This is a genomic window from Streptomyces pseudovenezuelae, assembly GCF_001513955.1.
GTDB classification, from domain to species: Bacteria; Actinomycetota; Actinomycetes; order Streptomycetales; family Streptomycetaceae; genus Streptomyces; species Streptomyces pseudovenezuelae.
On the sequence record NZ_KQ948145.1, the window covers coordinates 555,500 to 568,464 of the forward strand.

Genomic DNA, 12,965 nt, shown 5'->3' on the forward strand with positions numbered 1-12,965 from the left:
CCCCGTCGTAGACCTCATCGAACGTCGCACAAGTGAACGCCGATGCTAGACGATTCGGCTGAGAGCCGCCCTCGGTGTTTCAGACAGCCGGTACCGCCGTCACCGCCGACAGCCGGTGCACATCCCGAGCCGTCCCCGTGACCCCCGACAGGAAGCCCTGGGCCCGCGGTGAGGCCGTCTCCGTCAGCCAGTCCGGGTCGATGTCGCAGACCGCCACACGGACCTCCGTGCCGGCGAGGGCGAGCGGCAGCGTGTGGACGACCGTCGACGGGAAGCTCAGGATCGTGCGGCCGATCGGGCCGCGGCGGGCGATCAGCTCCAGGGGAAGGTCCGGGCGGACGATCTCCAGCCCCGTCTCCACGGCCAGCCGGTGGAGCTTCTCCGTCGCCTCGCGGCGGTGGGCGAAGTAGCGGGTGGCGCCGTGGGTTTTGGCCAGGCGGGTCACGGCCTCCAGATAGCGGTCGGTGTCCACCACGCCGGTCTCGACGAGCGAGGTGCCCACCATGTCCGCGCCCTTGGTGATGCGCGGCGGGCCGAAGCGGCCGCGGGTCCAGGCGAAGGAGTTCACCGACATCGTCACTCCGGCCGGCGCCTCCTCCATCGGCATCGAGGAGAAGATCTCGACCCCCCGGCCCTCCCCCGGCGTCAGGCGCTTGCGGGCCGCCGCCGAGATCGGGGCGAAGGCGAGGTCGCGGGGGCTCGGGCGGCCGCCCTTGCGGTGCCAGCGCACCAGGCGTTCGCCGCGGGCCAGTTGGCCGACGAACTCCATCGTCGCCGTGCCGTCGTCGACCACGACCAGGTCGGTGGCGCGGGTGATGGTCAGCAGGAGTTGTACATAGCGCGAGAACGGGTCGCCCAGGACCACCCGGTCCGCCCTGCGGAGCATGCCCGCGAGGCCCCCGATGGTCTGGAAGGGAGCCGCGGGGCCGCCCCTCGCCTCCTCCCAGCGGACCTCGTGGCCCTCCTCGCGGGCGAGTTCGGCCATCCGGCGCAGCTGACCACGGGTCATGGGGTCGGTCGGGGACAGCACGACCAGGGTGAGCTCCGCGCCGGGCGCGTGGGCGTGCGCCCACTCCAGCACGTTCAGCAGCTGGACCGGGCTCTCGACGAACGCGAGAGTGGAGGTGCCGGTGTTCCCGGCGCGGGGGCTCATCGACGTACGACCGTCCCGTCGTAGGGCGCTCATATGGCGCTCGTAGGCAGTAGACGCGCCGGGTCCTCAGGCATACGACACCTGAGGACCCGGCACCTGGTGGCTCAGACCGAGACCGGCTCGCCCGCCGCCGCGGCGATCTCCGCCTCGGCGACGACGCCCGTGACGCGGCGCAGCTTCTTCATGGGGCCGAGCTCGGAGTCGTAGACCTTCTTGACGCCGTCGCCGAGGGAGGCCTCGATGGTGCGGATGTCGCGCACGAGGCGCTGGAGGCCCTGCGGCTCCACCGACGCGGCCTGGTCGGAGCCCCACATCGCGCGGTCCAGGGTGATGTGGCGCTCGACGAAGGTGGCGCCGAGGGCGACCGCCGCGAGGGTGGTCTGCAGGCCCGTCTCGTGGCCGGAGTAGCCGATCGGGACGTTCGGGTACTCCTCCTGGAGCGTGTTGATCACGCGCAGGTTGAGCTCCTCGGCCTTGGCCGGGTAGGTCGAAGTGGCGTGGCAGAGCAGGATGTTGTCCGAGCCGAGGACCTCGACCGCGTGACGGATCTGCTTCGGGGTGGACATGCCGGAGGACAGGATGATCGTGCGGCCGGTGGCGCGCAGGGCGCGCAGCAGCTCGTCGTCGGTCAGGGAGGCGGAGGCCACCTTGTGGGCGGGGACGTCGAACTTCTCCAGGAAGGCGACGGCCTCGGTGTCCCACGGGGAGGCGAACCAGGCGATCCCCTTCTCCTTGCAGTACGCGTCGATCTGGCGGTACTCGTCCTCGCCGAACTCCACGCGGTGGCGGTAGTCGATGTAGGTCATCCGGCCCCAGGGGGTGTCGCGCTCGATGTCCCACTGGTCGCGCGGGGTGCAGATCTCGGGGGTGCGCTTCTGGAACTTCACGGCGTCACAGCCGGCCTCGGCGGCCACGTCGATGAGCTTGAACGCGTTCTCCAGCTCGCCGTTGTGGTTGATGCCGATCTCGCCGCAGATGTAGACGGGCTGGCCGGGGCCGGCGATGCGCTCGGTTCCGAAGGTGCGGAGGCGGGAGTTGTCAGACATGACGGGACGGTTCCTTACTTGTCGAGGGAGTCGAGAGAGGGGCCGAGGATCCAGCTGGCGATCTCTCGGATCGCGCCGTCGCCACCGGGGAGGGTGGTGACCGCACGGGCGGCGCCGCGTACCACGTCGTGGGCGCTCGCGACCGCCACGGGCCAGCCCGCGAGGGCGAAGCACGGGAGGTCGTTGACGTCGTTGCCGACGTAGAGCACGCGCTCGGGCGCGATGCCCTGCTCCTCGCACCACTGCTTCAGCGCGAGGTCCTTCCGGTCGATGCCGTGCAGCACGGGGATCTTCAGCTTCCGTGCGCGGGCGGCGACGACCGGGTTCTGCTCCGTGGAGAGGATCAGCATCTTCAGGCCGCTGTTGCGCAGGGCGGCGATGCCGAGTCCGTCGCCGCGGTGCACGGAGACGAACTCCTTTCCATCGGCGTCGATCAGCACCCGGTCGTCGGTCTGGGTGCCGTCGAAGTCCAGGACGACCGCGTCCACGTCCTCGAAGGTGGGCAGCGAACCGGGGCGGTCCGCGTCGAAGAGGGGGGCCAGCGCGCGGGCGCGGGCCAGCTCGTGGTGGTCGTCGATCTCCAGCACGCGCGCGGGGTCGGTGCGCACGAGTTCGGTGCGGCCGAAGAAGCGGTGCTGGTGCTTGCGGAAGCCGGGCGCGTGCATGCCGTAGACGGCACCGGTCTCCAGGAAGTCCTGGGGGCGGTCCTGGCGGCGCGGGCGGAAGGACTTGTCGTGGTTGACGCCGTAGCCGCCGCCGACGGCCGCGTCGGCCTCCTCGACGGTGCCCGCGCGGGCCTCGTCGTCCGCGTCGCGCCATACGAAGCCGTGGAAGGGGGCCACGGTCATCGCGGAGTCCGCGCCGTTGTCGACGAGGGCGCCGACCACCCCGTCCACGTCCTCGCGGATGATGAAGGGGCTGGTGCACTGCACGAGGAGCACCACGTCGACGGTGGCCCCGTGCAGCGCCTCGTGGGCGTCCATGGCGTGCAGGACCGCGGCCTCGGAGGTGGCGGTGTCACCCGCGATGGCGGCCGGCCGCAGCACGACCTCGGCGCCTGCGGAACGGGCCGCCGCGGCGATGGCCTGGTCGTCGGTGGAGACCACGACGTCGGTCACCAGGCGGGAGGCCCGGCACTCGCGGACGGCTCGCGCCACCAGCGGGACACCGCCGACGGGGGCGAGGTTCTTCGCGGGCACGCCCTTGGAGCCGCCGCGCGCGGGGATCACCGCGAGTACCCGGCGCACGGAGGCGTGTTGGCCGGTTTGCGGGTGGGACATGGGGTGCGCTCCTTGGGCTGCGTGCGGGAGGAGTCGGGAGGGGGAGGTCGTGCGTCGGGTGCGGGTCTGTGGGGGCTGGTCGCGCCCCGCGGCGGAGCCGCTGATCGATACAGCCCCGCGCCCCTGGGTGGGTTGGTGTTCAGCCGTGTTCACAGCTCCCCCATCCGGCGGATCACCGGGGCCACCCGCTGCACCCCGTGCCGGTACGCACCTCTCGCCGCCCGGCGCACGATCTGCCGGACCGGGCCCGGTTCCTTGTCGTGGGCCGGGGCTCCGGGGAGCGGGGTGCCGTCGGGGCCGAGGTGGTGGCGGGCGAGGATGCCGGGGAGGTAGCCGGGGGCGGTGACAGGTGTGTAGTACGGGGTGAGCGGGGGCCGTTCGGGCGCGGCCAGCAGCTTGGTGATGCGCTCGCGGGCCGCGTCGAAGGCGGTCGCGTACGAATCCCCCCCGGCGGCGACGCCCTGCCGGGCCACCCACTCCTCGTCGGGCACCGGCCGGTGGCCCGCGTCGAGCTGGTCCCAGGAGGCGAGGCAGCCGGAGCCCACGAAGTGGTGGTTGCCGAGCACCTCGCGGATGCCCAGGTCGGTGAGGACCGCGGTGGGGATGCGCCGGTGCAGCGATTCCAGGGCCGCCGTGGAGCTGATGGTGACCAGCAGGTCGGTCCGGTCGAGGACCTCGCCCATGTTGCCGTAGACCAGCCGGAAGTTGGCCGGCGGATCGAGCCGCTGGATCAGCTTCTGGTACGGCAACTCCTCGATGTGGGTGGTGTGTTCGCCGGGCCGGGAGCGCAGCTTGAGCAGCACCTCGCGCCCGGGGTGCAGCCGGGCGTGCCGGACGAGGCGGTCCAGCAGGTACACGCGGTCCCTGCGGTTGTCCGGCACCGAGGGCTGGACCGCGAACACCACGGTGTACGGGTCGTGTTCGCCTTCGTAGGCGGCCCCGCCGAGGAACGGCAGCGCCACCTCCGTGACCGAGGAGGCGTCCGCGCCGACCCCCTCGTACACCGCGCGGAAACGCTCGGCGTCCTGGCGGGAGTTGGCGAGGACCAGGTCGGCCCCGTGCCGCAGGAGCAGGCCGTCGGCGAGCTTCTCGTAGACGACGCCGACATAGCCGGTGACGACGACGGGACGCTTCTCCAGCCCTTCCCAGACCCGCGCCAGGCCGTGCAGCAGGGCCTGGACGCCGCCGCCGACGAGGGCCAGCACGACGATGTCGTACGTCGTCTCGGCCATGGCGCGCAGGAACTCGACGGCGGTGACCTCGCGCAGGGAGTCCGCGCGCACGCCGACCTCTTCGAGCTGGCGTGCGGTGGGCGTGGCCCTGCCGCGCAGCAGGTATCCGTCCAGCGCGAGGCCGACTTGCGCGCCGACTCGCGGTACGGCTTCCATGGACGGAGCCGGGGCTATGCGGTCGGCGGTCAGCGCACCCCATTTCCAGCGGGTGTCGGAGTCCGCGAGGACGGCGATTCGAAGGGACTTCGTTGTACTTGGCGGCACGACGACGACGCTAGGAAGCAATTTCTAGGTGCGGCCCAACCGCGAATCAACGAAAAGTTAACAACAGCCCACCGAGAGCCGAACTGGCCCGCCGAAGACCGGGAAGTACACGGGATGCACCGTTCCGACACATCGAGTTCACCCGCAGTCCCCTTGCCGGAAATTTCCGCTGCCGGACCGCCTTCTAGCGTTTCGCGGGTGCCTAAGCTCTCCGTCATCGTGCCGTTCTACAACGTGCAGCAATACGCCCCGGACACCCTCCGAAGTCTTCGCATGAATGCGCGGCGAGATTTCGAGTTCGTGCTGGTGAACGACAAATCCAAGGACGAAACTCCGGCGATTCTCGACCGTGCGGCCGAGCAGCTCTCGGACGTCGCCCAGGTGCAGGTCCTCCACCACGAGACGAACGGAGGGCTCGCCACCGCGCGCAACACCGGCCTGGACGCGGCGCGCGGCGAGTACCTGACCTTCCTGGACGGCGACGACTGGCTCGCGCCGGGCTACCTCTCGGAACTGGTCGCCGCCATCGAGGGGTTGGGCTGCGACTTCGTCCGCACCGACCACGTGCAGACCGTGGCGCGCGCCCGGACCGTGCACCGGGTCCCGATCGGGCGGCGGAACGAGGTGCTGAACCCCCGGGACGCGATCCTGCCCGCCGACCGCTCGACGTCCGTGGACTACGCGTACGCGTGGGCCGGCGCCTACCACCGCCGCCTGCTCGACCGGGGCCTGCTGCACTTCACCGACGGGCTGCGCACGGCCGAGGACCGGCCGTGGATCTGGAAGCTGCACCGCGAGGCCGAGTCGTTCGCCGTGGTGAGCCTGCTGGGCGTGTTCTACCGGCGCGGGGTGGCCTCCTCCCTCACCCAGATCGGCGACGCCCGCCAGCTCGACTTCATCCGCGCCTTCGACCAGGTCATCGAGGAGACGGCGGCGGACCGGGACGCCGACAAGCTGCTCCCCAAGGCGGTGCGCACCTACTGCGCGATCATCGCCCACCATCTGTCCGACGAGTCCAAGTGGGAGCCGGCCGTGGCCAGGCAACTGCGGGCGATGAGCGCGGCGGCCGTACGGCGGATGCCGCAGGACGCGCTCGGTGACGTGCTCGACACCATGGACCTGCGCCGCGCCGCCAAGCTGCGGCGGCTGCGACGGCGGGCCACGACTGCGAAGGCGGCCGCGTGATGTCCCCGACCGGTTCCCGTACGACCCAGATCTTCTGCGCCTCCACGCTGTACGGCGCGGTCACGCTGGCCGCCGCGATCGACTCCGACCTCTTCGAGGAGCCCGAGCGCCGGGTGCTGCTGGTGTTCAACAACACCGCGACACCGGAGACCTCGGTGCCGCTGGACGAGATGCCGGGCTTCGCCCCGCTGCGCGACCACTTCGACGAGGTGCTCTCCTGGAACGAGGCGATCCGGCCCTTCCACCCGGGTTCCTGGACGCCCCGCCCGGACGACATCCCCCTCTTCGAGCGCTATCTGCGGCTGCTGTGGGGCCTCGGCGAGGACCGGGTCGAACTGGTCCTGGAGTCCATCCAGGTCACCCCCGCCCTCACGGTCGCCCAGATCTTCACCGGCGCCCCCGTCGACGTCTACGCCGACGGCCTGATGAGCTACGGCCCCACCCGCAACAAGCTCGACCCGCTGGTCGGCACCCGGGTGCGCCGCCTGCTCCACCTGGACCTGGTCGCGGGCCTCACCCCGATGCTGCTGACCGAGTTCGCCGTGCCGCCGGTCGTGGTGCCGACGTCCGCGTTCCTGAAGGCGATGGGCGAACTGACCGCCGCGGTCGAGGAGTTGCCGCCGCTGCCGGACAACGCGGCGCTGCTGCTCGGCCAGTACCTCTCCGCGCTGGACATCCTCTCCCCCGCGGAGGAGGAGGACCTGCACGTACGGATGCTGAAGGGCGTGGTCGAACAGGGGCACCGCGCGGTCGTCTTCAAGCCGCACCCCAGTGCGCCGGCCCGCTACAGCCGGGCGCTGGAGACCGAGGCGGCGCGGCTCGGCGTGGACCTCACCGTCCTGGACACCCCGGTGCTCGCCGAGGTGGTGTTCGCCAAGGCCCGGCCCGCTCTGGTCGTCGGCTGCTTCTCCACCGCGCTGTTCACGGCCTCCGCCCTGTACGACCTGCCGGCCGCCCGCGTGGGCACCGAGCTTCTCCTGGAGCGGCTGACGCCGTACCAGAACAGCAACCGGGTCCCGGTGGTGCTGGCGGACGCGGTACTGCCGGATCTGGAGGGCCGTCAGGGGCAGGAGGCCGTGCCCGCGGACCTGCTCGACGACCTGGTCACCGCGCTCGGCTTCACCCTGCAGCCGCAGATCCACCCGTCGCTGCGCCCGGCCGCGGAACGCTATCTCTCCCAGCACTTCGGCCCGCGCACCCGCCGCTATTTCCGGAAGAAGCGCCTGACGGCGCTGGGACTGCCGGGCGGGATCCCGGAGCGGCTGGCCTTCCTGCCGCGCAGTTCCACCGCGCGCCGAGTGGTGCGCCGGGCGAGGGCGCTGAAGAAGGCTGTGAAACGCTAGGCGGAACACCGGGTGAACCACGGGAAACCCGTGTGCGACCCTTTGCGAAAAGGCCAGGTCATACGCTCATGACCTGGCCTTTTCACGAGGTGTGGAACCTGTGACAAGTCCGCACGGCGCCCCTACCATCGCGGGATGCGTATCCCCCAGCTCGAAGAAGCCAATGCCCGCATGCTGGCGCACGCACCATCCGTCCGGCCGGTCGCCACCAGCGACATCATCCGCACCCACCGGAAGAAGTTCCCTTTTCGCGGCTATGCGGAGATCGACTCCCCTTATTGCCCGCCTTTCGTGATGTTCTGCGTGAATGACGACGCGGTCGCGCTGGACACGTTGTGGAACGGCCGGTTCGGTTACGAGCCCGCCAGCCTCGCCACCTGGTCCCGGCTCGCCGCGAAGAACACGACGATCGCCGATGTCGGGGCACACGTCGGCTACTTCTCGATGATCGCCGCGCTCGCCAACCCGAAGGCGAAGGTGCACTCCTTCGAGCCCGTGGACCAGATCCACGCGCGGCTCTCGGTGAACGTCCGCTCGAACGCCGCCCAGAACGTGAAGCTGTACCAGGCGGGCGTGTCCGGCGAGGCGGGCTGGGCGGAGATCAGCGTCCGCTTCGCGGGCAACCTCCTGTCCACGGGCTCGACCCTGGAGGGCGGCGCGGCCGACGCCGAGCGGAAGCGGATCCGGCTGGTGTGCCTCGACGAGGTGTTCGCCGAGACCAGGCTGGACCTCCTGAAGATCGACGTCGAGGGCCATGAGCTGTCGGTCCTCCAGGGGGCCCGCCAGGTCCTCAAGCGCGACCGGCCGACCGTACTGCTCGAAGCGCTGCGGGACGCGGACATGCAGATCCTGCTCGCCGAGTTCGATCCCCTCGGCTACGACTGCCACTGGGTCACCGAGCACGACGGCACGCTCGTCCCGTGGTACGCGCCCCGGCCGGCCAAGACGCGGAACCTGCTGTTCTCACCGCACGACTGACACACCGGACGGCTGGGGCGAAAGGTAAGCGAGACAGGGCGGACGGCTTGTGGCCACGGCCAGTTCGGCGGAAGTTCACAGACCTTCCATAGCTTCTCCGAATGCCCCAGCAGGACATCCGACCGCGCATACCCGATGTCGTCCCGGCACTGCTCGCGCCGCCGGGACCGGAGCCCGTGCGCCGCTCCCTCGTCTCGTACGTCCTCCCCGTCTACAACGAGGAGGACGGCATCAAGGCGTTCCACACCGAGCTGACCGCGGCACTCGGCGAACGCCCCGAACTCGACTTCGAGCTGGTCTACGTCAACGACGGCTCCGGCGACGGCTCCCTGGCGATCCTGAAGGACCTCGCCGAGAACGACGAGCGGGTGCGGGTCGTCGACTTCGCCCGCAACTTCGGGCACCAGATCGCCATCACGGCCGGTCTCGACGTCGCCCGGGGCGACGCCGTGATCGTGATGGACACCGATCTGCAGGATCCGCCGCGGGTCAGCCTGGAGTTGGTGGACGCCTGGCGGGAGGGCGCCGAGATCGTGCACGCGCGGCGGCGCTCCCGGCAGGACACCGCGTTCAAGCGGGCCACCGCCCACGCCTACTACCGGGTGCTGCGCTCCTCGACCGACGTGGACATCCCGCTGGACACCGGGGACTTCCGCCTCCTCGACCGGCGGGTCGCGGACGAGCTGCGCAAGTACCGGGAGCGCAGCCGCTTCGTGCGCGGGATCGTCGCCTCGATGGGCTACCGGCAGACCGAGGTGGCCTTCGACCGCGACGAACGGTTCGCGGGCGAGACGAAGTACCCGCTGCGCAAGATGGCCCGCCTCGCGATCGACGGCATGACCAGCTTCTCCACCGCCCCGCTGAAGATGATCACCCGGCTCGGCTTCGTGGTGCTCGCGCTGTCGCTGCTCGGCATCCTCTACGCGCTCGCGATGAAGTTCTTCCGCCCCGACATCACCGTCTCCGGCTGGACGATGATGATGTGCGTCGTGCTGTTCCTGGGCGGCACGCAGATGCTGTCGCTGGGTGTCATCGGCGCGTACGTGGGGCGCATCTACAGCGAGGCACAGGGCCGGCCGCTGTATCTGGTGCGTGACGTGATCGGCGGCGACGGTGAGCGCTGACACCTCGGCGCCCGGGACCACGGCCGCTCCGCCCCGGCGGCGGCTCTCCCGGCAGTTGCTCAGCTACACCCTGATCGGCGGCAGCGGGGTCGCCCTCGACCTCCTCGTCTTCCTGCTGCTGCACAACGCGGCCGGGATGAACGAGCAGTTCGCCAACGCGATCAGCACCACGCTCGGCATCGCCAACAACTTCGTGCTGAACGCACGGTTCACCTTCGAGCGCCGCGACCGTCTCGTCGTGCGCTTCCTGCGGTTCTACGCCGTCGGCCTGACCGGCATCGCCCTGACGAACCTGCTCTTCCTCGCCTTCACCGACGGCCTGGGGATCGACGCCAACCTGATCAAGGCGGGTTCGCTGCCGCTGGTCCTGGCGCTCCAGTTCGTGCTCAACAGAAAGTGGAGTTTCGCATGAACCTCGGCATCATCGGCGCGGGTGCCACCGGCCTCACCGCCGCCTGGGACGCCGTACGCGCCGGCCACCAGGTCACCGTCCTGGAGGCGGCCGACGAACTCGGCGGTCTGGCCGCCTCGTTGGAGGTCGGCGGGGTTCCCCTGGAGCGCTACTACCACCACATCTTCCGCAGCGACAAGGCGATGATCGCGCTCATCGAGGAGCTGGGGCTCGGCGACGCCCTGCGGTTCCACAAGCCGACCACCGGCATCTACCGGGGCGGCAGACTGATCGACTTCACCACGCCCCTCGACATGCTGCGCCACCCGGAGTTCGGACCGCTCGACGCCGTGCGCTTCGCCGGTTCGTCGGCGGTACTGAAGGCGGTCCGCAAGGGCGACCGCTACAACGACCTCACCGCGCTGGCCTGGCTGCGCAAGTGGGCCGGGAGGAAGGCCACCGCCGCGGTCTGGGAGCCGCTGCTGCGCGGCAAGTTCGGCGACCGCGCCGAGCAGGTCTCGATGGCGTGGCTGTGGGCGCGGATCCACTGCCGGACCTTCGAACTCGGCTATGTGGACGGCGGGTTCGAGCGGGTGTACGCGGCGCTGAGGGACGGGATCGAGGAGCGCGGCGGGAAGGTGGAGTTCGGCAAGGCGGTCGGGTCGATCCGGCAGGACGGGGCCGACGAGGCGGTCGTGACCTGCGCGGACGGCTCGTCGTACGCCTTCGAGCGGCTGATCGTCACCACCCCGCAGCCGGCCTTCGCGAAGGCGGCCGGGCTGCCCGACGACAGCGCGTTGTGGAAGAACCAGTACCTGGGCGCCACCTGCTTCGTGCTGGAGCTGGACCGCAGCGCGATCCCGTACTACTGGCTCAACATCAACGAGCCGGACTTCCCGTTCCTCGCGGTGGTCGAGCACACGAAGATGATCGACCCGTCCGTGTACGGCGGCCGGCACATCCTCTACGTCGGCAACTACGTGGAGCGCGAGGACCGGCGGTTCACCACGGACCCGGGTCAGCTGCTCGACGAGTTCGTGCCGTACCTGAAGCGGATCAACCCGGCCTTCGACAGGTCCTGGATCCAGACCTGGCACTTCTCGAAGGCCGGGTTCGCCCAGCCGGTCGTGACGCCCGGGTACCGGGCGCTGATCCCGGCCCACGAGACGCCTATGAGCCGGGTCACGCTGGCCACGATGGCGCAGATCTACCCCCAGGACCGGGGGCAGAGCTACTCGGTGGCGATGGCCCGCGAGGTCACCGCGGCGCTCGGGCTCAACGCCTGACGCACAGCACCAGCCGCTCCCCCGGGCTCCCGGGCGGGCAGTCGTACACGGCGGTGACCCGGCGCCACAGTTCCGGGTCGACGTGGCCCGGCTGGAACCAGGGCCGCTCCAGCACCGCGTACGGGGCCGGGTCGTGGTCGACGCAGTCGGCGTTCTCCTTGAACGACTTCAGCTCGGCCACGTCCGGCAGATAGCGGGTGCGCTGGAGGAAGGTGGCGATCGGGTACCGGCACCGGGCCGGGTGGTCGAGGTCGTACGCCGTCTCCCCGAAGGCCAGGTACAGCACCGGGGCGCCCGGGGGCAGTTGGGCGGCGATCCGGTCGACCTCCTCGGCCGTGCGCCGCTGCTGCTCCAGGTATCCGGCGCCGGTGACGGTGACCTTGCCGTGCAGCACCAGGTGCGGGGAGCCGGGCCAGATGCTCGCGGCCAGCAGGACGGCACCGGACAGGGCGACCAGGACGGCCGAGCGGTTCCGCAGCCGCTTCTCCCGCAGGACGTCCACACCGGCCGCGAGCAGGGCGACCAGCCCGGCGACCCAGACCTCCCACGGCCGCTGGAACCTGCCGGGCAGCTGGGCGTAGACCACGGGCAGCACGCCGTACAGCAGGGACACGGCCCCGAAGCACCACGGCGGGGACCTGCGCGCGCCGCCCACCGCGACCCCCCAGACGACCGCCGCCACCACCGGCATCTGTGCTCCGTGGTAGAGGAACCAGTTGCCCTGCACGACCACGACCGCCTGTGCGGCGAGGCCGATGAGCGCGGCGATCACGAGGAGTTCGGTGCGGCGCAGCCGGCCCCGCACCCGGGTCAGGACGAGCAGCAGCGCGCCCGGCGCGAGCAGCAGCACCGGGCTGGTGACCGCGCGGTCGGCGAGGAAGTCCACCGTGCGGTCGAGGATGAAGTGCGGGTGGATGCCGGTCCTGCTGAGTGCGGACTGGTTGATCTGCGGCATGTCCTCGGTCCACTGCCACTCGCGGGTGCCCGCGAGGGTGCTCAGCCCGAAGAGGGCCAGTGCGGCCGGGATGCCGACGAGGGTGATGCGTACGGCCCGGCTCCGGTCGACCGCGTAGACGAGGAGCACCCCGATCGCGGCGGTCGCGGCGGTGGAGTACTTCATCATCACCGCGAGGCCGAGCGGGAGGGCCGCGAGCAGGGCCGCGGGCCAGGGCCGTCGGGGGCCGAGGGCGGCGGCGACGGCGAACACCGTGAGGACGACGGCCGTCCACTCCGGCTGGAGGAAGTCGTTGCGGGGAGCGAGGGCCAGGGCGAGCCCGGTGGCGCCGGCTGTCAGCGCGGCCTCACGAGGCGTGGTCCGGCGCAGAAGTGCCGTGTGGAGGGCGTAGGCCGCGGCGGCGGCGAGCAGGACGCCCGCCGCGTTCATCACGGCCTCGCGCACCGCCGTGCCGCCGAAGAAGGCGAGCCGGTCGAGGAGGGCGACGAACCACCGGTAGAAGAACGGGCGGTGGGTGAAGACCTCCGACGGAGACCAGCCGGCCGCGCGGCCGGTGCGCAGGGCGGCCAGGACGTAGTGGAGGTCGCCGGTGAGTCCGCGGGTGAGCACGGTGTACACCACGGCGGCCGCGGACGGCACGGCGACCGCCGCCCACCTGAGGGGTGAGCGGCGGCCGCTGTGTGCGGTGGGCCGTACGGAGGTGCCGTCGGCCAGGGTCGTCGTCATGG

The 12,965-nt window shown here is 71.0% G+C and carries 11 protein-coding genes; 6 read left to right on the forward strand and 5 right to left on the reverse strand.

The genetic code is table 11. The features are described from left to right. Positions 1 to 79: 79 nt before the first annotated feature. From AQI94_RS09895 to AQI94_RS09910, 4 genes are all read right to left on the reverse strand, one after another. Positions 80 to 1,153, reverse strand: a complete 1,074-nt coding sequence (locus tag AQI94_RS09895; RefSeq protein ID WP_031059026.1) for a hypothetical protein — start codon at positions 1,151 to 1,153, stop codon at positions 80 to 82. A gap of 104 nt (positions 1,154 to 1,257) precedes the next feature. Further along, entirely contained in the window at positions 1,258 to 2,199 is a 942-nt protein-coding gene (locus AQI94_RS09900; RefSeq protein WP_031059029.1) for an N-acetylneuraminate synthase family protein, read from the reverse strand. A 14-nt stretch (positions 2,200 to 2,213) separates the two neighbouring features. After that, a complete protein-coding gene (locus AQI94_RS09905; protein ID WP_031059031.1) occupies positions 2,214 to 3,479 on the reverse strand; it encodes an N-acylneuraminate cytidylyltransferase in 1,266 nt (421 codons plus the stop codon). A gap of 149 nt (positions 3,480 to 3,628) precedes the next feature. After that, the gene (locus AQI94_RS09910; RefSeq protein ID WP_031059034.1) at positions 3,629 to 4,975 is read right to left on the reverse strand and encodes a DUF6716 putative glycosyltransferase; all 1,347 of its coding nucleotides are present in this window, start codon (positions 4,973 to 4,975) and stop codon (positions 3,629 to 3,631) included. Between the two features lie 198 nt (positions 4,976 to 5,173). Between AQI94_RS09910 and AQI94_RS09915 the strand changes: the two genes are divergently transcribed. From AQI94_RS09915 to AQI94_RS09940, 6 genes are all read left to right on the forward strand, one after another. Next, positions 5,174 to 6,160 (forward strand): glycosyltransferase family 2 protein, encoded by a 987-nt coding sequence (locus tag AQI94_RS09915; protein ID WP_031059035.1) that lies wholly within the window; start codon positions 5,174 to 5,176, stop codon positions 6,158 to 6,160. Beyond that, entirely contained in the window at positions 6,160 to 7,503 is a 1,344-nt protein-coding gene (locus AQI94_RS09920) for an alpha-2,8-polysialyltransferase family protein (protein WP_031059037.1), read from the forward strand. Before AQI94_RS09915 ends, AQI94_RS09920 begins: the two co-directional genes overlap by 1 nt. Positions 7,504 to 7,638: 135 nt before the next feature. After that, the gene (locus tag AQI94_RS09925; RefSeq protein WP_078902967.1) at positions 7,639 to 8,481 is read left to right on the forward strand and encodes an FkbM family methyltransferase; all 843 of its coding nucleotides are present in this window, start codon (positions 7,639 to 7,641) and stop codon (positions 8,479 to 8,481) included. A 101-nt stretch (positions 8,482 to 8,582) separates the two neighbouring features. Next, complete coding sequence (locus AQI94_RS09930; protein WP_078902968.1) at positions 8,583 to 9,605, forward strand: glycosyltransferase family 2 protein; 1,023 nt, start codon at positions 8,583 to 8,585, stop codon at positions 9,603 to 9,605. Then, positions 9,595 to 10,017 carry a GtrA family protein gene (locus AQI94_RS09935; RefSeq protein WP_031059042.1) on the forward strand — a complete coding sequence of 141 codons (423 nt, stop codon included), beginning with the start codon at positions 9,595 to 9,597 and terminating at the stop codon, positions 10,015 to 10,017. The genes AQI94_RS09930 and AQI94_RS09935 overlap by 11 nt, the downstream gene beginning before the upstream one ends. Next, complete coding sequence (locus AQI94_RS09940; protein ID WP_031059043.1) at positions 10,014 to 11,282, forward strand: NAD(P)/FAD-dependent oxidoreductase; 1,269 nt, start codon at positions 10,014 to 10,016, stop codon at positions 11,280 to 11,282. Before AQI94_RS09935 ends, AQI94_RS09940 begins: the two co-directional genes overlap by 4 nt. Here the strand turns inward: AQI94_RS09940 and AQI94_RS09945 are convergent. Further along, positions 11,272 to 12,963 carry a hypothetical protein gene (locus tag AQI94_RS09945; RefSeq protein ID WP_031059045.1) on the reverse strand — a complete coding sequence of 564 codons (1,692 nt, stop codon included), beginning with the start codon at positions 12,961 to 12,963 and terminating at the stop codon, positions 11,272 to 11,274. The genes AQI94_RS09940 and AQI94_RS09945 overlap by 11 nt on opposite strands. Between the last annotated feature and the right edge of the window lie 2 nt (positions 12,964 to 12,965).

Bases quoted from the DNA above. Each gene is read 5' to 3' on its own strand.
- AQI94_RS09895 (WP_031059026.1), bottom strand. From the start codon at position 1,153: ATGAGCCCCCGCGCCGGGAACACCGGCACCTCCACTCTCGCGTTCGTC.
- AQI94_RS09900 (WP_031059029.1), bottom strand. From the start codon at position 2,199: ATGTCTGACAACTCCCGCCTCCGCACCTTCGGAACCGAGCGCATCGCC.
- AQI94_RS09905 (WP_031059031.1), bottom strand. From the start codon at position 3,479: ATGTCCCACCCGCAAACCGGCCAACACGCCTCCGTGCGCCGGGTACTC.
- AQI94_RS09920 (WP_031059037.1), top strand. From the start codon at position 6,160: ATGTCCCCGACCGGTTCCCGTACGACCCAGATCTTCTGCGCCTCCACG.
- AQI94_RS09925 (WP_078902967.1), top strand. From the start codon at position 7,639: ATGCGTATCCCCCAGCTCGAAGAAGCCAATGCCCGCATGCTGGCGCAC.
- AQI94_RS09930 (WP_078902968.1), top strand. From the start codon at position 8,583: ATGCCCCAGCAGGACATCCGACCGCGCATACCCGATGTCGTCCCGGCA.
- AQI94_RS09940 (WP_031059043.1), top strand. From the start codon at position 10,014: ATGAACCTCGGCATCATCGGCGCGGGTGCCACCGGCCTCACCGCCGCC.
- AQI94_RS09945 (WP_031059045.1), bottom strand. From the start codon at position 12,963: ATGACGACGACCCTGGCCGACGGCACCTCCGTACGGCCCACCGCACAC.